The sequence below is a fragment of the Cupriavidus malaysiensis genome, from assembly GCF_001854325.1.
Classification (GTDB): Bacteria; Pseudomonadota; Gammaproteobacteria; order Burkholderiales; family Burkholderiaceae; genus Cupriavidus; species Cupriavidus malaysiensis.
This window is the reverse complement of record NZ_CP017755.1, coordinates 3,265,002-3,285,889: the sequence shown is the minus strand read 5'-3', so window position 1 is coordinate 3,285,889 and position 20,888 is coordinate 3,265,002. Positions and strand designations below refer to the sequence as shown.

Annotated in this window: 17 protein-coding genes; 7 read left to right on the top strand and 10 right to left on the bottom strand. The window is 72.0% G+C overall.

The genetic code is table 11. The annotated features are described in order from the left end of the window. Window positions 1-16: 16 nt before the first annotated feature. The 6 genes from BKK80_RS34020 to BKK80_RS33995 all read right to left on the bottom strand — a co-directional run bounded on the left by BKK80_RS34020 (window position 17) and on the right by BKK80_RS33995 (window position 7,425). Complete coding sequence (locus BKK80_RS34020) at window positions 17-1,327, bottom strand: CaiB/BaiF CoA transferase family protein (protein ID WP_084545873.1); 1,311 nt, start codon at window positions 1,325-1,327, stop codon at window positions 17-19. A gap of 227 nt (window positions 1,328-1,554) precedes the next feature. After that, window positions 1,555-2,538, bottom strand: coding sequence for a Bug family tripartite tricarboxylate transporter substrate binding protein (locus BKK80_RS34015; RefSeq protein ID WP_071073046.1), 984 nt, complete (start codon window positions 2,536-2,538; stop codon window positions 1,555-1,557). Window positions 2,539-2,707: 169 nt separating this feature from the next. Continuing rightward, entirely contained in the window at window positions 2,708-3,916 is a 1,209-nt protein-coding gene (locus tag BKK80_RS34010) for an acetyl-CoA C-acetyltransferase (protein ID WP_071017765.1), read from the bottom strand. A gap of 66 nt (window positions 3,917-3,982) precedes the next feature. Next, on the bottom strand, window positions 3,983-5,293 hold the full coding sequence (locus BKK80_RS34005) for an acetyl-CoA hydrolase/transferase family protein (RefSeq protein WP_071039140.1): 1,311 nt from the start codon (window positions 5,291-5,293) through the stop codon (window positions 3,983-3,985). A 160-nt stretch (window positions 5,294-5,453) separates the two neighbouring features. Beyond that, the gene (locus BKK80_RS34000; RefSeq protein ID WP_071017767.1) at window positions 5,454-6,347 is read right to left on the bottom strand and encodes a MaoC/PaaZ C-terminal domain-containing protein; all 894 of its coding nucleotides are present in this window, start codon (window positions 6,345-6,347) and stop codon (window positions 5,454-5,456) included. A 172-nt stretch (window positions 6,348-6,519) separates the two neighbouring features. Further along, entirely contained in the window at window positions 6,520-7,425 is a 906-nt protein-coding gene (locus BKK80_RS33995; protein ID WP_418235926.1) for an SDR family NAD(P)-dependent oxidoreductase, read from the bottom strand. A 438-nt stretch (window positions 7,426-7,863) separates the two neighbouring features. Between BKK80_RS33995 and BKK80_RS33990 the strand changes: the two genes are divergently transcribed. Both BKK80_RS33990 and BKK80_RS33985 read left to right on the top strand, forming a co-directional pair. Then, window positions 7,864-9,030, top strand: a complete 1,167-nt coding sequence (locus BKK80_RS33990) for an acyl-CoA dehydrogenase family protein (RefSeq protein WP_071017769.1) — start codon at window positions 7,864-7,866, stop codon at window positions 9,028-9,030. A gap of 160 nt (window positions 9,031-9,190) precedes the next feature. Next, window positions 9,191-10,738: a class I adenylate-forming enzyme family protein gene (locus BKK80_RS33985; protein WP_071039139.1), complete on the top strand. Its 1,548-nt coding sequence runs from the start codon at window positions 9,191-9,193 to the stop codon at window positions 10,736-10,738. Window positions 10,739-11,156: 418 nt separating this feature from the next. On the opposite strand, the gene BKK80_RS33980 is transcribed toward BKK80_RS33985, so the two are convergent. Further along, entirely contained in the window at window positions 11,157-12,059 is a 903-nt protein-coding gene (locus BKK80_RS33980) for a LysR family transcriptional regulator (protein ID WP_071017771.1), read from the bottom strand. A gap of 294 nt (window positions 12,060-12,353) precedes the next feature. Between BKK80_RS33980 and BKK80_RS33975 the strand changes: the two genes are divergently transcribed. From BKK80_RS33975 to BKK80_RS33960, 4 genes are all read left to right on the top strand, one after another. Next, entirely contained in the window at window positions 12,354-12,998 is a 645-nt protein-coding gene (locus BKK80_RS33975) for a hypothetical protein (protein WP_071017773.1), read from the top strand. Between the two features lie 115 nt (window positions 12,999-13,113). Beyond that, entirely contained in the window at window positions 13,114-14,178 is a 1,065-nt protein-coding gene (gene tolA, locus BKK80_RS33970; RefSeq protein ID WP_071073044.1) for a cell envelope integrity protein TolA, read from the top strand. A gap of 130 nt (window positions 14,179-14,308) precedes the next feature. Continuing rightward, the gene (locus tag BKK80_RS33965; RefSeq protein WP_071017777.1) at window positions 14,309-14,578 is read left to right on the top strand and encodes a hypothetical protein; all 270 of its coding nucleotides are present in this window, start codon (window positions 14,309-14,311) and stop codon (window positions 14,576-14,578) included. Window positions 14,579-15,060: 482 nt separating this feature from the next. Next, entirely contained in the window at window positions 15,061-16,602 is a 1,542-nt protein-coding gene (locus BKK80_RS33960; RefSeq protein WP_071073042.1) for a methyl-accepting chemotaxis protein, read from the top strand. 16 nt (window positions 16,603-16,618) lie between these two features. On the opposite strand, the gene BKK80_RS33955 is transcribed toward BKK80_RS33960, so the two are convergent. The 3 genes from BKK80_RS33955 to BKK80_RS33945 form a co-directional block, all read right to left on the bottom strand. Beyond that, on the bottom strand, window positions 16,619-16,912 hold the full coding sequence (locus BKK80_RS33955) for a hypothetical protein (protein WP_071073040.1): 294 nt from the start codon (window positions 16,910-16,912) through the stop codon (window positions 16,619-16,621). A gap of 143 nt (window positions 16,913-17,055) precedes the next feature. Further along, entirely contained in the window at window positions 17,056-18,993 is a 1,938-nt protein-coding gene (gene ftsH, locus BKK80_RS33950) for an ATP-dependent zinc metalloprotease FtsH (RefSeq protein ID WP_071073547.1), read from the bottom strand. Between the two features lie 55 nt (window positions 18,994-19,048). Then, window positions 19,049-19,276, bottom strand: a complete 228-nt coding sequence (locus tag BKK80_RS33945) for a hypothetical protein (RefSeq protein WP_071017792.1) — start codon at window positions 19,274-19,276, stop codon at window positions 19,049-19,051. Between the two features lie 1,069 nt (window positions 19,277-20,345). On the opposite strand from BKK80_RS33945, the gene BKK80_RS33935 reads away from it, so the two are divergent. Next, window positions 20,346-20,885, top strand: coding sequence for a hypothetical protein (locus BKK80_RS33935; protein ID WP_071073035.1), 540 nt, complete (start codon window positions 20,346-20,348; stop codon window positions 20,883-20,885). The last annotated feature ends 3 nt before the right edge of the window (window positions 20,886-20,888 follow it).

Genomic DNA, 20,888 nt, shown 5'->3' with positions numbered 1-20,888 from the left:
GCCGCGGGAAGGAGCGTTACACGACGCCCTTGGCGCGCAGCGCCGCGAACTGCTCCGGGCCGATCTGCAGGCAGTCCCGCAGCACTTCCTCGGTATGCTGGCCCAGCGCCGGCGGCGCATGGCGCAGCGTCGGCGGCGTGTCGGACAGGCGCAGCGGGCTGGCGGTGCTGACCACCCGGGCGATGCCGTCGGACGCCGGCGGGCGCGCGCCCGGGTAGCGCTCCTGCTCGATGCGCAGGCCGCGGTGGCGCACCTGCGGATCGTCGTAGGCCTGGGCGATGTCGTTGATCGGGCCGCACGGCACCGTCTTGGCTTCCAGCAGCGTGATCCACTGCGCCGTGGGCCGGCCGCGCGTGACCTCCATCATCATCGGGATCAGCGTCTTGCGGTGGGTCACGCGGCCGGCATTGGTGGCGAAGCGCTCGTCCTGCGCCCAGTCCACTTCGGCGGCCTCGCAGAAGCGCGCGAACTGGCCGTCGTTGCCGATCGCCAGCAGCATATTGCCGTCGGCGGTGGGGAAGTCCTGGTAGGGCACCACGCTGGGATGGATATTGCCCTGGCGCTGCGGCACGTTGCCGGCATTGAGGAAGCCGGCGCCCTGGTTGGCCAGCACGGCCATGGCGACGTCCAGCAGCGCGATGTCGATGTGCTGGCCGCGGCCGGTGCGGTGGCGGGCCTCCAGCGCGCCCAGGATGGCGGTGGTGGCATACATGCCGGTGAACAGGTCGATCACCGCCACGCCGACCTTCATCGGGCCGCCGCCGGGCTCGCCGTCGGCATGGCCGGTGATGCTCATCAGGCCGCTCATGGCCTGGATCAGCAGGTCGTAGCCGGGCCGCGCGGCATAGGGGCCGGTGTGGCCGAAGCCGGTCACGGAACAGTAGATCAGGCGCGGGTTCAGCTCGCGCAGGCTGTCGTAGTCCAGCCCGTAGCGCTTGAGGCCGCCGGTCTTGAAGTTCTCCACCACCACGTCGCTCTGGCGGGCCAGCTCGCGGATCAGCGCCTGGCCCTCGCTGGTCGCCATGTCCACGGTGAGCGAGCGCTTGTTGCGGTTGCAGGCGGCGAAGTAGCAGGCCTGGCGGGTCGGCTCGCCGGCCTCGTCGGCGAAGAACGGGGGGCCCCAGTGGCGGGTGTCGTCGCCTTCGCCGGGCTTTTCGATCTTGATCACGTCCGCGCCCAGGTCGGCAAGGTTCTGTGTGCACCATGGGCCGGCCAGCACGCGTGAGAGGTCGAGTACGCGCAGGTGGCTCAAGGCACCGGGGGCACCGGGGGCACCGGCAGGGGCGGAGGGGGCGGAGGGGGCGGAGACGGAGGAAGCGTCGGTCATGGCGGTCGGGGCGAACGGGACGGGCAGCCTGCAGGCACGGCAGGCACGGGCGTCCATGCTAGAGGGCGCCCGTGCGCCTGAGTTCGGGATTTTGGAAGGCGGTCTTTGGGCGACGCTTCCCGGGCGGCGCCGCGCGCTTCGCGCACCATGTTGCGCGCGATGATGACCTGCTGGACCTGCGGGCTCCCTTCGTACCGGCGGAACCGCCGCACGTCGCGGCGGCGCGCTCAGTCCAGCGTCACGCCCTGGAGCACGGTGGCCCACTGGGCGCGCTCGCGCGCGGCCGTGTTCACCACGTCCTGCGCGTTGCCGTTCCACTGCTCGTAGCCGACGTCGGCGTAGCGCTTCTTGAGGTCGGGGTCGGCCACGGCCTGCTGCACCGCCTGGCCCAGCTTGCGGGCCAGCTCGGGAGCCATGCCCCTGGGCGCGTAGATGGCGTACCAGCCGCCGGCCTCGTAGTCCTTGAGTCCGGCGATGCCGGACTCGCGGAAGGTGGGCACGTCGGGCAGCGCGGGGCTGCGCTTGGGCGAACCCACGGCGATGGCCTTGACCTTGCCGCCGTGCACGTAGGAGCTGGCGGTGCTGATGATGTCGAACAGCAGGTCGATCTGCCCACCGATGGTGTCCGTCATGGCCGGCGCGTTGCCCTTGTAGGGGATGTGGTTCAGCTCGATCTGCGCCTGACGGGCGAACAGGGCCGCGGCGATATGGTTGGAGCTGCCCACGCCGGACGAGCCGTAGCTGAGCTTGCCGGGGTGCGCCTTGGCGTAGGCCACCAGTTCCTGGGTGGTGCGGAACGGCTCCTTCTGGTTGGCCACCAGCATGTTGTAGTAGCGCGCCACCGGTGCCACCGGCGTGAGGTCCTTGGCCGGATCGAACGGGAGGTGCCGCATGATGTTGGGCGCGACGGTCAGCGCGGCGCTGGCGGCGAACCACAGCGTGTTGCCGTCGGGGCGGGCGCGCACCACCTCGCGGCCGGCCAGCGTCGCGTTGGCGCCGGGCTTGTTGTCGACGATGACGTTGGCGTTGAGGCTCTTGCCCAGCGCGACGGCGAACAGGCGCGCGGCCTGGTCGGCAGGGCCGCCGGCGGCGTAGCCCACCACCAGGCGGATCGGCTGGCCGCCGGCCTGCGCGTGCGCGGGGACGGTGGCCAGCGCCGCGCCGCACAGGGCAAGGGTGGACAGCAGGAGGCGGCGGCGTGAAGCGGACATCAAGACAATCTCCTTCGTAATGCGGGAAGCGGAAAACAGGAAGCGGAAAGCAGGAAACGCAGGAAACGCAGGAAACGCAGGAAACGCAGGCACGGCCGCGCCCGCCGCGCCGCCGGACGGGCCGGCGCGCGGGCGCGGGGTGCTGCGCTTCAGGGGGAACGGCGCCGCGTCAGCAGCGCTCGAAGACGGCGGCGATACCCTGGCCGCCGCCGATGCACATGGTTTCCAGCCCGTAGCGGCCGCCGCGGCGCTGCAGCTCGTGCAGCAGCGTGGCCAGGATGCGCACGCCGGTGGCGCCGATCGGGTGGCCCAGCGAGATGCCGGAGCCGTTGACGTTGAGCTTGTGCTCGATGGCATCCTGGTCGTGCCAGTCCCAGCCCTTGAGCACGGCCAGCACCTGGCAGGCGAAGGCCTCGTTCAGCTCGACCAGGTCCATCTGCTCCAGCGTCAGGTTCAGGCGCGCCAGCAGCTTCTTCACCGCCGGCACCGGGCCGATGCCCATGTGCGAGGGCTCGCAGCCGGCGGCCGCCCAGCCCACCAGCGTGGCCATGGGGGTGAGGCCGAGCTCGGCCAGCTTGTCCTCGGCCACGATCAGGCAGGCGGCGGAGGCATCGTTCTGCTGGCTGGCGTTGCCGGCGGTGACGGTGCCGTCGGGCATCAGCGCGCGCAGCTTGGCCAGGCTGGCCAGCGAGGTATCGGGGCGGAAGCCCTCGTCGCGCGTGAAGGCGACGGGGTCGCCCTTGCGCTGCGGCACCTGGACCGGCACGATCTCATCGGCGAAGCGGCCCGCTTCCCACGCCGCCGCGGCGCGCGCGTGGCTGCGCACGGCGAAGGCGTCGGCCTGCTCGCGGCTGATGCCGTAGTCGCGCGCCAGGTTCTCGGCGGTCTCGATCATGCCGGAGATCCTGCCGAAGCGCTCCACCGGCTGCGAGCGTTCGCGGCCGCGGTCGAGGCGGTCGAAGAAGCGCACATTGCCCGAGCGCGCGCCCCAGCGCATGTCGGTGGTGTAGTACTCGATATTGCTCATGCTCTCCACGCCACCCGCGATCACCACGTCGGCGGCGCCGCTCTGCACCATCATCGCGGCGGTGACGATGGCCTGCAGGCCGCCGCCGCAGCGGCGGTCGAGCTGCATGCCCGGCACCTCGACCGGCAGGCCGGCCTGCAGCGCGGCCCAGCGGCCCACGCAGGGCACTTCGCTGTTGGCGTAGGACTGGGCGAACACCACGTCGTCGATGCGGGCGGGATCGATGCCGCTCTTCTGCACCACGGCGCGCACCGTGGTGGCGGCCAGTTCCTCGACGGGCACCGGTCGCAGGCTGCCGCCGAAGGTGCCGACGGGGGTGCGGAGGGGGGTGACGATTGCGGCTCTGCGCATGGGAGTCTCCTTGGGAAGGTCTGTGGAATGGGCTGGGTCGGTCAGGCGGGATCGGCGGCCGGCATGTCAGGCCGCGGCCGCCGGTCCCGGCTGGGCCACGAAGACCGCGCCGCACTGGCGCAGCAGCGCATGGCCCTGCCGTTCGAGCTCGGCGCGGTGCGCCGGCGCGGCGATGTCCAGCATGCGGCGCATGCGTTGCGACAGCGTCGCGCCGCGCAGGTCGGCCACGCCGTATTCGGTGACGATCAGGCCGGCGTCGGCGCGCGGCGTGCTGACCGGGCCGGACAGCGCCGCCACGATGCGGCTGCTGTCCTTGGCCGTGGCCGGCAGGGCGACGATGGGCAGGCCGCCGCGGCTGCGCGCCGCGCCGCGCAGGAAGTCGACCGCGCCGCCCACGGCGCCGACGTAGACGCCGGCGGCCACCTCGGCATTGACCTGGCCGGTCAGGTCGACCTCGATCGCGGCGTTGATGGCGGCCAGCTTGTGGCTGGCGGCGAGCACCTCGGGGTCGTGGGTATAGCGGGTCTCGCGCAGCTCGAAGCCTGCGTTGCGGTGGGCCCAGCGCCGCACCCGCTCGCCGCCCATCAGGATGCCGCCGATGCCGAGGCCGGTGTCGACGGTCTTGCGCGCGTTGGTCAGCACGCCGGCCTCGGCCAGCGCGGCGATGCCGTCGCCGACGGCGCCGCTGTGCAGCCCCAGGTCGCGGTGGCCGTGCAGGGCGGCCACCACCGCCTCGGGCAGGTTGCCGATGCCCATCTGCAAGGTGGCGCCATCCTCGATCCAGCCGGCGATATGGCGCGCGATGGCCTGCTCGGCCTCGCCGGGGGCGCCGCGGCCGAGGTCCAGCGGCGGATACTGCGCCGGCACCAGCAGGTCGATGTCGTCCGCCGTCAGGTAGCGGCTGCCATGGGTCCAGGGCAGGGCGGGATTGACCTCGGCGATGACCACGCGGGCGCGGTCGAGCGCGGCCGGCATGTATTCGTGCACCACGCTCAGGCTGTGGCGGCCCAGTTCGTCGGCGGGCGACACCTGCACCAGCACCACGTCCGCCGGCAGCGTGCCGGCGCGGATCAGGCCGGGCAGGTGCGAGTAGTGGCTGGGCACGATGTCCAGCACGCCGGCCTTGGCCAGCTGCCGGTGCGGGCCGCTGGCGGCGTAGCCGAAGAAGTCGAACACGTCGGCCTGCGCGGGCTGCAGCGTGTCGGCCTGGCCGATGCCGACGAAGATGCCGAGCCGCCCGCCCTGGGCGATGGCGTGGCGGTGCCCGACCAGCGCGCGCGTCAGGGTCAGCGGCTCGGCGGTGGCCTGTCCCCACCAGACGGTGTCGCCGGGGCGGATCAGGGCCTGCAGTCGCGAGGCCAGGGTTTGCGTGTCCACGGAACGGTAGCTCCTAAGGGGGCAGGGGGCAGGGGGGGCAGGCCGGCGGCCGGGCTGCGGCCGGCGGCGGGATGGCGGTCGGGCGGAATGCCGGCCGGTGCCGGCCGCTGTCGCCCGGTGTCGGCCGGTGTCGGCGTTCGGGCCGGCTCAGGCAAGCGGCTCAGGCAAGCTCGGCCCAGCCGTGGCTGAGCACGACCTTGTCGCGCTCGGCCACGCGGGCGCGCAGCTGGAAGTGGTTCGGCTGGCCCGGCACGCGCCAGATCTCGGTCACCAGCGTCTCGCCGGGGTAGACCGGCGCGGCGAAGCGGATGTCGAGCGCGCGCAGGCGGGCCGGGTCGCCGCCGGCGCACTGGCGCAGCAGCGCATGCCCCACCAGGCCGTAGCTGGCCAGGCCGTGCAGGATGGGGCGCGCGAAACCGGCCGCGGCGGCCACCGCCGGGTCGGCATGCAGCGGGTTGTAGTCGCCCATCAGGCGGTACAGCAGCGCGGCCTCGGGGCGGATCGCCCGGGTGTCGGTGAAGTCCGGGGCGCGCTCCTCGGGCACGGGCTGCAGCGCCGGCAGCGGCGCGTCGCTGGGCTGGCCGCCGTCGCGCAGGCTGTAGCCGCCGTCGCCGCGCAGGAAGGAGACCTGCTGCACGGTGGCGAGCAGTTCGCCCTGCGCGGTTTCCAGGCGCCGCTCGGTCACCATGATGGCGCCCTTGCCCTCGCCCTTGTCGCTCAGGTGGGTGATGCGGTTGTGGCCGACGATGTCGGCGCTGGCCGGCAGCGGGCGGTGCAGGCGCATGCGCTGCTCGCCGTGCAGCAGCTTGACCCAGTCGATGCCGGTGTCGGCCTCGCGCGCCCAGAAGCCCGGATAGCCGAGCACCACGGCCTGGGTGGGCAGGGCGCGCAGGCCGCCGGCCTTGCCCTCGAACACGAAGGGCAGGGCGGCCTCGTCCAGCGGGTCGCTGCCCAGGCCCAGGCTGAGCGCGTACAGCATGGTGTCGCGCTCGGCGTAGTGCTGGCGGATGGGCGCGAAGGCGCGCTGCTTGAGGTGGTCGTAGCGGATGGCCATGGGTGTCTCCTCCTGGTCGCTGGCTCGGATCGTTGGTGCTGCTGGCGGGCTCTGCGGGTTCTGCGGGTTCTGCGGGTTCTGCGGGTTCTGCGGGTTCTGCGGGTGCTGCGGGTGCTGCGGGTGCTGCGGGTGCTGCGGGTGCTGCCGGGTGGTTCCTGCCGCTCGCGTCGGCTCAGACCGGATCCCAGCAGAACACGTCGCCCGAGCGCTCCATCGGCACGAAGGCGGCCTTGAGCGCCGGCATGCCGTGTTCCGCGATGAAGCCGGGCGTCCAGCCTTCGCTGCGGTGCACGGAGCGCAGCGGGCGCGGCTGGCTCATGACGAAGATCTCGTTGTTGCGCACGGCAAAGACCTGGGCATTGACCTCGCGGGCAGCGTCGGAGAGCAGGTAGACGGCCAGCGGCGCGATCTTGTTGGGCGTCATCTGCTGGATCTTGGCCACGCGCGCCTGCTGCTCGGGCGTGTCGGTGGGGATCGAGCCGATCATGCGGCTCCAGGCGAACGGCGCGATGCAGTTGGAGCGCACGTTGAACTTCTGCATGTCCAGCGCGATGCTCTTGGACAGCGCCACCAGGCCGAGCTTGGCGGCGCTGTAGTTGGCCTGGCCCAGGTTGCCGATCAGGCCCGAGGTCGAGGTCATGTGCACGAAGGCGCCGCCCTCCTGCTCCTTGAAGTGGTTGGCGGCGGCGCGGCTCATGTAGTAGCTGCCGTACAGGTGCACCTTGAGCACGGCGTCCCATTCGTCCACGCTCATCTTGTGGAAGAAGCGGTCGCGCAGGATGCCGGCGTTGTTCACCACGCCGTCGACGCGGCCGAAGGTGTCCACGGCGCAGGCGATGATGCGGGCCGCGCTGTTGGCTTCCGACACGCTGTCCGTGTTGGCCACCGCCTGGCCGCCGGCGGCCTGGATCTCTTCGACCACGCGCTGCGCGGGACCGGCATCCTGGCCTTCGCCGTTGGTCGAGGTGCCGATGTCGTTGACCACCACCTTGGCGCCCTCGGCGGCCATGGCCAGGGCGATATCGCGCCCGATGCCGCCGCCGGCGCCCGTCACCACCACCACCTTGTCCTGCATCATGCCTGCCATGTCGGTCCCTCTCTTGTGTACGGAAATTGCCGGCAGGATCTCGCCAAACGGCGTTTTGCGCTATTCGACAATGCCAATGGCCGCCTTCGGCAATGGTGAAAGTGGGGCGCGACCGTGGGGTGGAAGTGAAGTGCAAGGCGGCGGCGGAGCGGCCTGGCGCGGCGCCGCGGGGGGCACGATCCCGGCGCGATCCCGGCGCGATCCGGGCAGGACTTAAGCACACGCGAAGACGCGCTTCCGCAAACGCTGATTGCGCCGGCGGCCGACTGGCCCGACCATGCGGACCTGACGTACCAGACACGGGCGTGGACCGGGTCCGGCGTGCGCGGGCAGCGGCCCGCCGCCGCCGTGCCGGCCCGCGCCGCCGCACCGCCGGCGCTTGCGCGGCAAGCCCGGGGGCCCTGAACAGCCAACACGCCGAACGTTTCCATGATCGAGCAGACCCAATCCAACAACTACCAGGAAATTCGCGACGCGGTGCGCGCGCTGTGCGCCGAGTTCCCGGACGAGTACTTCCGCAAGGTGGACGAGCAGCGTGCCTATCCCGAGGCCTTCGTCAACGCGCTCACCAAGGCCGGCTGGCTGGCCGCGCTGATCCCGCAGGAGTACGGCGGCTCCGGCCTGGGGCTGACCGAGGCCTCGGTCATCATGGAGGAGATCAACCGCTGCGGCGGCAACTCCGGCGCCTGCCACGGCCAGATGTACAACATGGGCACGCTGCTGCGCCACGGCTCCGAAGCGCAGAAGCAGAAGTACCTGCCCAAGATCGCTTCCGGCGAGTGGCGCCTGCAGTCCATGGGCGTGACCGAACCGACCACCGGCACCGACACCACCAAGATCAAGACCAAGGCCGAGAAGAAGGACGGGCGCTACGTCGTCAACGGCCAGAAGGTATGGATCAGCCGCGTGCAGCACAGCGACTGGATGATCCTGCTGGCGCGCACCACGCCGCTGGCCGAGGTCAAGAAGAAGAGCGAGGGCATGTCCATCTTCATGGTGGACCTGCACGAGGCGCAGAAGAAGGGCATGATCGTGCGTCCGATCCCGAACATGGTCAACCACGAGACCAACGAACTGTTCTTCGAGGACCTGGAGATTCCCGAGGAGAACCTGATCGGCGAGGAGGGCAAGGGCTTCAAGTACATCCTCGACGGCCTCAATGCCGAGCGCACCCTGATCGCCGCCGAGTGCATCGGCGACGGCTACTGGTTCATGGACCGCGTCACCCAGTACGTGAAGGAGCGCCAGGTGTTCGGCCGCCCCATCGGCCAGAACCAGGGCGTGCAGTTCCCCATCGCCGAGACCTTCATCGAGCTGGAGGCCGCCAACCTGATGCGCTGGAAGGCCTGCGAGCTGTTCGACGCACACCAGCCGATGGGCGCCCAGGCGAACATGGCCAAGTACCTGGCGGCCAAGGCGAGCTGGGAGGCCGGCAACGCCTGCCTGCAGTTCCATGGCGGTTTCGGCTTCGCCTGCGAGTACGACGTGGAGCGCAAGTTCCGCGAGACGCGCCTGTACCAGGTGGCGCCGATCTCGACCAACCTGATCTATTCCTACGTGGCCGAGCACATCCTCGGCCTGCCGCGCTCGTTCTGAGCCCCGGCCGGCCCTCCCCCGGGCGGGGGCGGGCCGCCCCGCGCCGGGCACGTCGCGCCCGGCGATTGCACCCCGTCCCGGGCGACCCTACACTGGCACCCATCGGGGCCCGCCGGGCCCCGCCCGCCGATCGACCGCCTTGCCCAGGAACCCCAGCGAGATGTCCCCGCCCCCCACCACCGCGCAGCGGATCAGCGATATCCCGCGCCAGCGCGCCGGGCTGGCCCCCGACGATACGGCCGTGGTCGAAGACGGCCGCACGGTGTCCTATGCGCAGCTGTGGGCGAACGTGGAAGCGGCGCGCGCCTACCTGCAGGACCAGGGCGTGGCCACCGGCGATCGCGTGCTGGTCGTCGCCGAGAACTGCCTGGCGGTGATCACGCTGCTGTTCGCGCTGTCGGAGCTCGGCGCCTGGCCGGTGGTGGTCAATGCGCGCCTGTCGGAGCGCGAGGTCGATGAGATCCATGCGCACTGCCGGCCGCGCCTGGCGCTGTTCACCCATGGCGCGTCGCCGGACGCGCTGCGCCATGGCGTGCGCTATCGCGCGCTGGAGAGCGTGCTGCCCGGCCTCGGCCCGCTGATGGCGGGCGCGCTCGACACGGCCAGTCCGCGCGAGCCCGAAGCGGTCGCGCGCGAGGTCGCCGCGCTGCTCTATACCTCCGGCACCACCGGGCAGCCGAAAGGGGTGATGGTCACCCACCGCGGCCTGCTGCACTATGCCCGCGTCACGGTGGCGTCGCGCCGGCTGCGGCCGCACGACTGCGCCTATGCGCTGATGCCGATGTCGCATGTGTTCGGGCTGGCGACGGTGCTGCTGTCCACCTTCCAGGCCGGCGCCAGCCTGTACCTGTGCGCCCGCTTCAGCGCCGCCGACGTGGTGGCGGCGCTGCGCGCGGGCGAGATCTCCATCCTGCAGGGCGTGCCGACCCTGTTCAGCCGCATCCTGGCCCACTTACGCGCGCAAGGCCCAGGCGCGCAAGGCCCCGGCGCGCAGCCGTGGGGCCGGCTGCGCTACCTCTACACCGGCGGCGGCCCGCTGGACCTGACGCTGAAGCGCGAGGTGGAGGCCCTGTTCGGCCTGCCGCTGCACCACGGCTACGGCATGACCGAGTACGCCGGCTCCCTGTTCGTCACGCGCATGGAGCAGCCGCGCGCCGACTGCTCGGCGGGCCAGATCGTCGAGGGCGCGGAGCTGCGCGTGGTCGGCGCCGACGGTCAGCCGGTGCCGGCCGGCACGCCGGGCGAGCTGTGGGTCAGGGGGCCGGGCGTGATGCGCGGCTACTACCACGCGCCGGAACTCACCGCCGCCGCGCTGCGTCCCGACGGCTGGCTCAACACCGGCGACATCGGCCGGCTCGACGAGGACGGCGCGCTCTTCATCGTCGGCCGCACCAAGGACCTGATCATCCGCTCGGGCTTCAACGTCTATCCGATCGAGGTCGAGTCGGTGCTCAATGCGCATCCGTCGATCCGTGTCTCCGCGGTGGTCGGCATGCCGGGGCAGGACGGCGACGAGGAAGTGGTCGCCTTCGTCGAGGTGGCAGAAGGACAAGCGTTCGACGTGCCGGCGGTGCAGGCCTACCTGAAGGAACGCCTCTCGCCCTACAAGCGGCCGCAGCGCATCCTGCGCGTCGCCACCATTCCCCGCACCGCGAGCGGCAAGCTGCTCAAGCTCCAGCTGCGCGGCATGCTGGCGGAGCCGCGCTAGCCGCCGGCGGTGCGCCGGTTGGCTCCCCGCTGGTCTGCCCCCCTCTCCCGCCTGCGGGAGAGGGCGCCAAGACCGTGTGCTTGGCGCTCGGTGTTGGTGCATCTCGTCGGCTTCGGCAAGCGCGTTGGGTTTCGCATCGCGCCGGTTCGCTCCCCTCTCCCGCCTGCGGGAGAGGGGCCGGGGGTGAGGGCAGGCGCTGGCAGGCCGTGGCGAGTGGGATCACACCATCGGCTTTGTTTCCGTGCTTGCGTGCTGGATCACACCGTTGGCTTCGTCTCTGTGCTCGCGCGCTGGATCACACCGTTGGCTTCGCTGGGCTTGGCGCCTTGCTAGACCACCCCTCACCCCCGCCCTCTCCGTGCGGGGAGAGGGAGCCAGGACACTATGCTTGGCCGGCGGTGTTGGCTGTCTTCCCCGCTCAGTCCTGGCGCCCTAGGCCGTCCTCGACCAGCAGGTCCACCAGCTTGCGCGCGAAGACCGGCAGCGCGGCGAGATCGGCCACGCAGATCTGCAGCTTGCGTTCCGCCCATTCGTCCTCCAGCCGCACGATCTGCAGCGCCATGGTGCGCGCGTGGCGGCTGGCCGTGCTCTCGGGCAGCACGCCGATGCCGACGTTGGCTTCGATCATGCGGCAGGCGGTCTCGAAGTTGCTGACCTGCACGCGCCAGCGCAGCGCGCGCTGCAGGTCGCCGGCGGCGCGCTTGAGGAAGTTGTGGATCGCGCTGGCCTCCGGCAGGCCGATGAAGTCGTAGTCGAGCGTGTCGATGAAGCCGACGTGCCGGCGCTGCGCCAGCGGATGGCTCAGCGCGGTGGCGAGCACCAGGCGGTCGTGCCGGTACGGCATCACCTCGAGGCCTTCGGTGCGCACATTGCCGGCGACGATGCCGATGTCGACCATGCCCTCCTGCACCGCGCGCACGATGTCCGGGCTCAGGCGCTCCTGCATCTCGATGGTCACGTCCGGGTGGTTGACCAGATAGGTGCGCAGCACCGCGGGCAGGTACTCGCTCATCGCGGTGGTATTGGCCAGCACGCGCACGTGGCCCTTCACGCCGGAGGCGTATTCCTGCAGGTCGCCGCTCAGCTGCTCGAGCTGGCGGATCACGCGGCGCGCGTGGGCCAGCAGGGTCTCGCCGGCGCCGGTGACCTTCACGCCCTGGTTGCTGCGGCTGAGCAGCTTGACGCCGACGTGTTCCTCGAGGTTCTTGATGCGGGTGCTGGCCGCCGCGAGCGAGAGGTGCGAGCGCTCCGCGCCCCGCGTCAGGCTGTTGGCCTCGGCGATATGCGTGAAGAGTTTCAGGTCGACCAGGTCGAAGCGCATGACTGCTGCGGGCGGCGGTGTCTCGGAGCGGGTGGATCGCGGGGATCGCGCGCATCGCTCGAATCGTTATGGGGCCCAGGGCATGCCGCAGCGGGGTGGCGGCGGTGCGATGGGACAGGCGGACAGTCCCGCGATTATAGTGAATCGGGCCGCCCCGTGGCAGGCGCGGCGGCGGGAAGGGCGGCAGCGGCGCGGGCGTTACGGCCGGCCGAACGTTAGCTTCGGGAAATGCAGATAGCGGCCACGGCGGCCGGCGGCGATGATGGCGGCCGGAACCGTCTGCCCCCACATCCCATGCACGCCCATCTGCACGCCTGCCAGCACCTCAGCCTGCGCCATCTCCTGCCGGCATTCCCGCTCTCGGTGGCCGCCCTGCAGGGCCGCGTGATCCTCCGGCGGCGCGGCTTCGAGCGCGCGCTGGCGCCCGGGCAGCAGGTCCTGCTCGATGCCTTCGAGCCGGTCGAGCTCGGCCTTGATGGCAGCAGCGAGCAGCCTTCGTCGTGTGCGCTGGCCCTGCATGTGGCGCGTCCGCCCGCGGTCGACGGCGCGTTGCACCGGCAACTCTCGCGCCGCATCTTCCTGCAGCCGCAGCACGCGTGGAATGCGAGCGACATCGCCAGGCTGCTCGATATCCCGCCGCCGCAGCTGCGCCGCATGCTGTTCTCGGAAGGCACGGCGCTGACCGAGCTGTGCCGCACCCAGCGGCTGATGCGTGCCCTGTTCGAAACCCTGGCAGGCCATGCCGCGGCCCAGGTGAAGCGGGCGGCCGGCTGGCCGCCGCAGGGCGACTTGGCGTCGGCCTTCTACGACCGCTTCGGCATCGCCATGCACGCGGCGCGGTCGCTGGCGGGCGCGCCGCGGCTGCGCCTCCCGCTGGCGCAGCCATGGCCGCGCGGTGTCGAGGGAGGAGGCCTGGCGGCGCGGCCGGCGCTGCGCTGAGCCCGATGCGCGCCGCCCCCGGCAGGGCGGGGCGGGGCGGGCTCGGCAGAACCGCGCCATGCCGCCCCCGCGCTCCCGTAGAATCGGGCCCATCCGTCACGCTCCCTGCCCGCCGATGCTGCTGCCGATCCCGCCATGCTCCGTGCCGCGCCTGCCCGCGGCGCTCTCCCTGCTCGCCGCCGTGCTGCTGGCCGGCTGCGCGCCTGCCACCGTGGTGCAGACCAACCATGCCTCGGACTATGTCGCCCGGCCCGGCCGCATCTATGTCGCCACCGGCGCGGGCATGGGCTGGGGCAGCGAGTTCTCGCAGGCCTTCCAGCAGAAGTTCCAGGAGATCGTCGGCGCCTGCGGCAATACCGCCGGTTTCGTCGAACTGTCGGGGCTGGAACTGGACCAGCGCACGCCGGTCCAGCGCGCCGCCGATTTCCGCGCCGATACGCTGCTGACCATCGCCCATGGCGGCGGCGTGGTCATGATGGGCGGCGGCAACCGCATTTCGATCCACTATCTCGCCACGCTGGGCGCCATGCAAGGGCATCGGCCGGTCTGGCGCGGCAGCTTCGACTTCGGGCGCGGCGGCACCGTGATCCCGCTGGCCGAGCGCGGCGCCGTGTTCGCGGTGGACCTGACCAACGGCCTGATCCGCGACCACATGCTGCCGGGCTGCCGCGAGATCGCCCTTGGCCAGGGCAGCCGGCTCGAAGGTGCCGGCGCCGGCACGGCGGGCCGGGCCGCCCCATCGCAGACCGAGGCGCCGGTGGCATCGGTGGCGTCGCTGGCGGCTGCGCCCGCTGCCGCCAAGGCACCGCCGCCCGCCACCGGACAGGCGAGCCTGCAGGACCTGGATGGCCTGCTGCCGGCCGCCGGTGCCGCCGCGGCGCCCATGCCGGCTGCCGGCACGGGTACGTCGTCGGCGCGCGCCTTCGCCGATGCGGTGCGGCGGCGCGTGCGGCCGAACGTGCGCGTCGACGCCGAGATCGCGGGCAACCCTGCCGCCGTGGTGATGGTGGAATTGCGCGGCGACGGCAGCCTGCTGCAGTCCCGGCTGGTGCAGTCCAGCGGCGACGCGCGCTGGGACACTGCGGTGATGCGCGCGGTGGCGCTGTCCGCGCCCTTCCCGCTGCCCGACGACGGCCGCCTGCCGACACGCTTCACCATCACCTTCCGGCCGAAGGATTGAGGCGGCGCGCCAGGAGGACTCCTCGCGCGGCGGCCGGGAGAGGCGGGGACGGAGGGCGGGGACGGCGGCGGGTTCAGTTGGCGCGGCGGGCGCCGTTAATCCTTGCTGTAACGCATCATTGACCGCCCCCATGCTCAAGTCCGCCTTACCCTGCCTGCTGATCGGCCTTCCCGCGCTGGTCGGCATCAACTTCGTCTGGCCCGCGCTGCAGGCCCTGCACGCCTGCGACGACGCGGGTTCGCGGCTGTTCCAGGCCATCGTCGAGCGGGGCGGACAGGTCGGCCAGCGCGAACTGGAGGCGATCCGGCGCAGCTGTTCGGCGCAGGCCAGGTCGGAGGCGGCTCCGAGCCCGGCGCTGTTCAAGGGCCTGGAACTGCCCGCGTTCTCGGTCAGCAAGTAGCCGCTCCGCCAGTAGCAGGTCCGCCAGTAGCCGCTCCGCCAGTAGCCGCCCAGCAGGCCGGCAGTCCGCAAGCCGCCCGCGCCGGTGGCGCCGTGGCGGGAGGCCACAACCTGCCGATCGGGCGCATCCTGCTGATGGCGGCATCAGCGCGGGCTTTGCCTCGGTGTTCGGCACGCCGCTGGCCGGCGCCGCCCGAAGCCGCCGCGCGCTGAGACAGGGCGCGGAATGCCCCGCGTGCCGCGCCCGTCACGCCAGCCAGGCGTGCCATGGGGCGGAAGGTGGCCGCCGAGCCGGTCTGGTTCCGGTGCGGCGAGTGCGGCGAGTGCGGCGAGTGCGGCGCATGCGCCACAGCCACGGGCCACCCCCGGGGCGCGCCGCTCAAGTTCGCCCGGCGCCGTCCGATAGCCGGGGCGTATAGCCGGCGGCCGTGCTGCGATGGGCGCAGCGCGGGAGACCGCCTGCATGCACTCGCCCCCGCCCCCATGTCCTCCCGCCTGACGATCCGTCTCCGACTGCTGCTGTCCGTCTCGACGTTGTTCCTGCTTGCCCTGCTGGTCGGCGCGGCGGGCCTGCTGGGCCTGCGCGACGCCAACCGCGCCCACGAGCAGACTTTCACCAACCAGTTTCCGTCCGCGCTGGCGCTGGGCGAGTCCGACCTGAGCCTGACCCGTGCGCGCACCGCGCTGGACAAGTCGATGCTGTACCCGTCCGACGCGGACGCGATGCCGCTGCTCGACCGCACCGAGGAGCTGATCACCCGCTCCGACGCGGCCTGGAAGCGCTACCTGGCGCTGCCGCGCGACGCCGAGGAGGACCGCCTGGCCCAGGCGCTCGCGCCGCAGCGCGAGGCGGCCGTCAAGAGCCTGCGCGACATCATCGCCGCCCTGCGCGCCGGCGACCGCGCCAGCGCCGATGCCCTGATGGAGAAGAGCGTCTCCAAGGCCTTCCGCGCGGCCAACGACGCCAGCCAGGCGCTCGGCAAGCTGCAGCTCAAGCTGTCGCAGGCCAACTTCGACGATTCCCAGTCGGCCTACGCCCGCTTCCGCTGGGTGGTGCTGGCCGCCATCCTGATGGCGCTGGCGGTCGCCGCGTGGTGCGCCTGGTCGCTGCTGCGGGCCATCGTCGGCCCGCTGGAGGCGGCGGTCGCCCAGTTCGACCGCATCGCCGCCGGCGACCTGGCGCAGCCGGTGCGCCACCAGCGGCGCGACGAGATGGGCCGCCTGCTGGACGGCCTGGCGCGCATGCAGGGCGCGCTGGCCGAGACCGTGCAGCGCGTGCGCCACGGCTCGGGCGCCATCTCGGCGGCCACGCGGCAGATCGCCGCGGGCAACGCCGACCTGTCGCAGCGCACCGAGCAGCAGGCCAGTTCGCTGCAGCAGACCGCCGCCAGCATGGAGCAGATGACCTCGATCGTGCGGCAGAACGCCGACAACGCAGGCCAGGCCTGCCAGCTCGCCGACAGCGCCTCCGAAGTCGCGCAGCAGGGCGGCACGGTGGTGTCCGAGGTGGTGCGGACCATGCGCGAGATCAGCACCGCTTCGCGCACCGTGACGGAGATCATCGGCGTGATCGACGGCATCGCCTTCCAGACCAACATCCTGGCGCTGAATGCCGCGGTGGAAGCGGCGCGCGCGGGGGAGCAGGGCCGCGGCTTCGCCGTGGTGGCCGGCGAAGTGCGCAGCCTGGCTCAGCGCAGCGCCGCCGCCGCCAAGGAGATCAAGGCCATGATCGAGGCCTCGCAGACCAAGGTGGAAGCGGGCAGCGCGCTGGCCGAGCGCGCCGGCAGCACGATGGCCGATATCGTCGCCTCGATCCGCCGCGTGACCGACATCATGGGCGAGATCGCCGCGGCCTCGAAGGAGCAGAGCACCGGCATCCACGAGGTCAACAAGGCGGTCACGCTGATGGACGAGGCGACGCAGCAGAACGCCGCCCTGGTCGAGGAGGCCGCCGCCGCGGCCGCCGCGCTGGAGGAGCAGGCGCGTTCGCTCGACGGCGCCATCGCCGTGTTCCGCCTGCATTGAGGGACCGGCGGCGCGTTCAGCGCAGGCCCAGCAGCCGCTCCAGGCCGTGCGCCAGCGCGGCGAGGCGCGCGCCCGCCTGGGCCTCGACGGTGGCGAAGCGGCCGCGCTTGCGGTGCACCGCGCAATTGAGCACGAACCACTGCGAGTCGACCTGCGCGCACAGCGGCGTGGCGAAGCCGTAGACGTCGGGGTGCCATTCGGCCGGGCTGGAGCAGAAGCCACGCCGCTCCAGGCTCTCGCGCGCGGCGGCCAGCGCCGGCATGGCGCGCCGCACCGCCTCGGCATCGTGCAGGCGCAGCCGGTTCAGCACGGCTTCGCGCTCGGCGGCGCCGCAGCGGGCCGGGCGTGGGCGAGCACAATGCGGAGGTCTACGGCGCGCTCGGGCTGGGCGCGGCCGAGCTGGAAGCGCTGAAGCGCGAGGGCGTGGTGTAGCGCAGCCTGCGCGGCGCGGCCTCAGGGTTGCTGCAGGTCCTGATCCGGCCTTGGCGCGGCGCGCCCGGGTGTACTGTCCGCCTGCGGCCGCGCGGGCGGCAGCGGCAGCACCTTGCCGCTCAGCAGGCGGTCGAGATCGTTGCGGTCGACTACCTCGCGTTCCAGCAGCAGCCGCGCCAGCGCGTCGAGCCGGGCGCGCTGGCCGGCCAGCGTGGCGCGCACGCGCAGGCCGGCCTCGGCCAGCGTCTTGCGTACCTGCGCATCGATCATCTGCGCGGTGCGTTCGCTGTACTCCTTGCGCTCGCGCTGCGGCAGGCCGCTGCTGGAGAAGAGTGGATTGGGCGGGCTTTCGTAGGTGGCCAGGCCGAGCGCCTCGTCCATGCCGAACTGGGTGATCATCCGGCGCGCCATGTCGCTGGCGCGCTGCAGGTCGTCCTGTGCGCCGGTGGAGACGTCGCCGAACACCAGTTCCTCGGCGATGCGACCGCCCAGCAGCACGTCGAGGCGGTCGAGCAGTTCACTGCGCTTGAGCAGGTAGCGGTCCTCGGCCGGGGTCTGCTGCGTGTAGCCGAGCGCCGCGATGCCGCGCGGGATGATGGAGATCTTGGTGACGCGGTCGGCATGCGGGCGCAGCTCCGCCACGATGGCATGGCCGGCCTCGTGGTAGGCGATGGTTTCCTTTTCCAGCGTGTTCATCACGCGGTTCTTGCGCTCCAGGCCGCCCACGATGCGGTCCAGCGCCGCATCGAAGTCCGACATCGAGACCGCCGCCTTGCCCTCGCGCGCGGCCAGCAGCGCGGCCTCGTTGACCAGGTTGGCGAGGTCGGCGCCGGCGAAGCCGGGGGTGCGCGCGGCCAGCGCGGCGAGTTCGACGTCGGGGCCGAGGGTCACGCGCCTGGCATGCACCTTGAGGATCTGCTCGCGCCCGCGCAGGTCGGGCCGGTCCAGCGCGATGTGGCGGTCGAAGCGGCCGGGCCGCAGCAGGGCCGGGTCAAGGATCTCCGGCCGGTTGGTGGCCGCCATCAGGATCACGCCCTTGTTGGTGTCGAAGCCATCCATCTCCACCAGCAACTGGTTCAGCGTCTGCTCGCGCTCCTCGTTGCCGCCCACCGCGTTGAGGGCACGGGTCTTGCCCAGCGCGTCGAGCTCGTCGATGAAGATGATGCAGGGCGCGCGCGTCTCGGCCTGCTGGAACAGGTCGCGCACGCGTGCCGCGCCGACACCGACGAACATTTCGACGAAGTCGGCGCCGCTCAGGCTGAAGAAGGGCACCCCGGCCTCGCCGGCCACCGCCCGCGCCAGCAGCGTCTTGCCGGTGCCCGGCGCGCCGAGCAGCAGCACGCCCTTGGGAATCTTGCCGCCCAGGCGCTGGTAGCGGCCCGGCTCCTTGAGGAAGTCGACGATCTCCGCCAGTTCCTGCTTGGCTTCGTCGATGCCGGCGACATCGGCGAAGGTCACGCCGGTCTCGGTCTGCATATAGACCTTGGCCTTGCTCTTGCCGATCTCCATCAGCCCGCCGGCGGCGCCGCCGATGCGGCGGATCAGCAGGCTCCAGATGGCGAAGAAGATCAGCGCCGGCAGTACCCAGGAGAGCACGGTGCCGAGCACCTTGTTATCCATCTGACCCGTGAAACGCACGTGGGCAGCTTCCAGCTCCTGCACCAGCGAGGGATCGGCCACGCGCACGCTGCTGAAGGCGCGCGGGCTGTCGCCGTGGCCGCGCGCGGCTTCGGCGCGCGCCTTGCCGAGCACGTCGTCGATGCCGGCGGTGGAGAAGGTGCCGCTGATGACCTGCTCGCCGACCGACACTTCCTCGATCTTGCCGGCGTGCAGCAGCGCCTTGAAGTCGCTGTAGGGCAGCGTCTCCACCTCGCCGGAGAAGAGATAGGCCTGTAGCGCAAACATGGCCAGCATGGCCGCGGCCAGGTACCAAAGGGAGAACTGCCGGCGCGATTCCATCGGCTTCATGGGGGGCTGTCCTGGTATGGCGGCGAGCCGCGATGCGCTCTGGCGCTCACGCCAGCCAGCGCGCCGCCGCGTCCGGCGCAGCGCGGCGGCTGCGCACGGCCTGCAGCAGGCGCAGGCCTTCGTGGGTGAGCTGGATGCGCTGGGCTGGCGCCTGGGCATCGAGCTGCACCAGGCGGCGCTCGACCAGCACACGAATGTCCTCGGGATCCATGCCGGCTGGCGGCTGTGGATGGCCCAGTACCATCAGCGTCGCGATTTCGTGCGGGCTCAGCATGACTTCGTCTCCCCGTGCATGGGCACCCTGGGTGCAGCGCGTGTCGTGGCCGCAGCGCGGATGCCGCGGCCCGTGCGCAGGCAAATATAGCCGCTGCGCCGGCACCGGGCGCAGCGCTGCGCGCTGCGTTTGCGCCAGGTCAAGCCGTGCGGGCGGGTGGTGCTTCCGGCGCCACGCCGGCCGTGGGTGCCGAGGGCAACGAGGGCGGCGTTGCAGGCTTCGGCTGCCCTGCAGGTGTGCCGCGCGCGGGCGGCTTGATCCGGGTCAAGCCGCGCGGACGACGCTCGCCTAGCCTTTTCATGGCCAGGGGCGCGCGCATGGCACGGTCGCGCCATCGGACGGCGTGGACAGGAGGTGGAGCATGGAGCGGATGCGGCAGGCGGGCCGACAGCGGCATGGCCGATGGCGCGGGTACGCGAGGCGCTGCGCCGGCCTCGTGCTGTGCGCCGCTTGCGCGGCTTGCGCCGGCCCGGATTGGCTGCGCCCGCCCAGGCCCAGGGCGGATGCCGTGCCGGCCGCGCCCGCGCAAGGGCTGGCCAAGGGGCGCCCGCTGGCCGACGAACTGGTCTGCCTGACGGCGCCGGCGGGCGAGCGCATCGATCTCGCCGAGCATTTCGCGGATTTTCCCCTGGTCACCGCCGCGCGGGACCAAGCCGGCGAGATGCACCAACACCGAGCGCCAAGCATAGTGTCTTGGCTCCCTCTCCCCGCACGGGGAGAGTGTGGGGGAGAGGGGTGGTTTAGCAAGGCGCCGCATCCAGCGAAGCCAACGGTGTGATCCAGCACGCGAGCGCAGAGACGAAGCCAACGGTGCGATCCCGGCCACCACGGCCAGCCAGCGCCTGCCCTCACCCCCGGCCCCTTTCCCATGGGCGGAAAGGGAGCACACCGGTCGGCTGGTTCGAGCGGCTTGGGCGCATCCTGCCCGCACTCACGTCTTTCTTGATCCACGCCAAGCCCTGCCGCGCCGCATGGCCTAGTCTCGAAGCAAGCATCGCGGCGTGGCCCCGTCCGCTCCGCGTGAGCCGGCCGGGGCGCCCCGACGCCTCCAACCAGCGAGGAGGGCAGCATGCGCGCCCTGGCAAGGAAACTGAGTCTGCTCGGCATCACCGGCCTGGCGCTGGCGGCTGGCGTGCCGGCCGTCGGCATCGCGGCGGACGCGCCTGCCGTGCAGGAAGGCGGTGTGCCACCGCTGCACCATGTGAACGGGATCACCTACGTGTCCGGCGGCATCGGCAGCGATGAGGCCGCCGCGCTGCGCCGCATCGCGCCGCGCTTCAATGTGCGCATGCATTTCCTCGACAGCGGCGGCGACGGGTCCTTGTCCGATGTGTCGGTGACCCTGTTCAACGCGCGGCGCGAGATCGTGCTGCTGGTGCTGAGCGAAGGCCCCTACCTGTTTCTCAAACTGGAGCCGGGCACCTACCGCGCGGTGATCCGCTATGGCGTCACCATCGAGTCCCACGGCATCGAGGTCAAGCCGGGCGGGCGCGCGCTCGACCTGCAGTTGCGCTTTCCCGCGCGGAACGAACCGGCCGAGCTGCTGGCCGCGCCGCCACAGGCCGGCGCGCCTTGCCAGCGCGCGGCGGCACCTTGCGGGCGGCGGTGAATG

Coding starts and splice junctions, on each gene's coding strand:
- BKK80_RS33990 (WP_071017769.1), top strand. CDS start 7,864: ATGATCGAGCAGACCCAATCCAACAACTACCAGGAAATTCGCGACGCG.
- BKK80_RS33985 (WP_071039139.1), top strand. CDS start 9,191: ATGTCCCCGCCCCCCACCACCGCGCAGCGGATCAGCGATATCCCGCGC.
- BKK80_RS34010 (WP_071017765.1), bottom strand. CDS start 3,916: ATGCGCAGAGCCGCAATCGTCACCCCCCTCCGCACCCCCGTCGGCACC.
- tolA (WP_071073044.1), top strand. CDS start 13,114: ATGCTGCTGCCGATCCCGCCATGCTCCGTGCCGCGCCTGCCCGCGGCG.
- BKK80_RS34015 (WP_071073046.1), bottom strand. CDS start 2,538: ATGTCCGCTTCACGCCGCCGCCTCCTGCTGTCCACCCTTGCCCTGTGC.
- BKK80_RS33960 (WP_071073042.1), top strand. CDS start 15,061: ATGTCCTCCCGCCTGACGATCCGTCTCCGACTGCTGCTGTCCGTCTCG.
- ftsH (WP_071073547.1), bottom strand. CDS start 18,993: ATGGAATCGCGCCGGCAGTTCTCCCTTTGGTACCTGGCCGCGGCCATG.
- BKK80_RS34000 (WP_071017767.1), bottom strand. CDS start 6,347: ATGGCCATCCGCTACGACCACCTCAAGCAGCGCGCCTTCGCGCCCATC.
- BKK80_RS33980 (WP_071017771.1), bottom strand. CDS start 12,059: ATGCGCTTCGACCTGGTCGACCTGAAACTCTTCACGCATATCGCCGAG.
- BKK80_RS34020 (WP_084545873.1), bottom strand. CDS start 1,327: ATGACCGACGCTTCCTCCGTCTCCGCCCCCTCCGCCCCCTCCGCCCCT.
- BKK80_RS33945 (WP_071017792.1), bottom strand. CDS start 19,276: ATGCTGAGCCCGCACGAAATCGCGACGCTGATGGTACTGGGCCATCCA.
- BKK80_RS33995 (WP_418235926.1), bottom strand. CDS start 7,425: ATGATGCAGGACAAGGTGGTGGTGGTGACGGGCGCCGGCGGCGGCATC.
- BKK80_RS33975 (WP_071017773.1), top strand. CDS start 12,354: ATGCACGCCCATCTGCACGCCTGCCAGCACCTCAGCCTGCGCCATCTC.
- BKK80_RS33935 (WP_071073035.1), top strand. CDS start 20,346: ATGCGCGCCCTGGCAAGGAAACTGAGTCTGCTCGGCATCACCGGCCTG.
- BKK80_RS33965 (WP_071017777.1), top strand. CDS start 14,309: ATGCTCAAGTCCGCCTTACCCTGCCTGCTGATCGGCCTTCCCGCGCTG.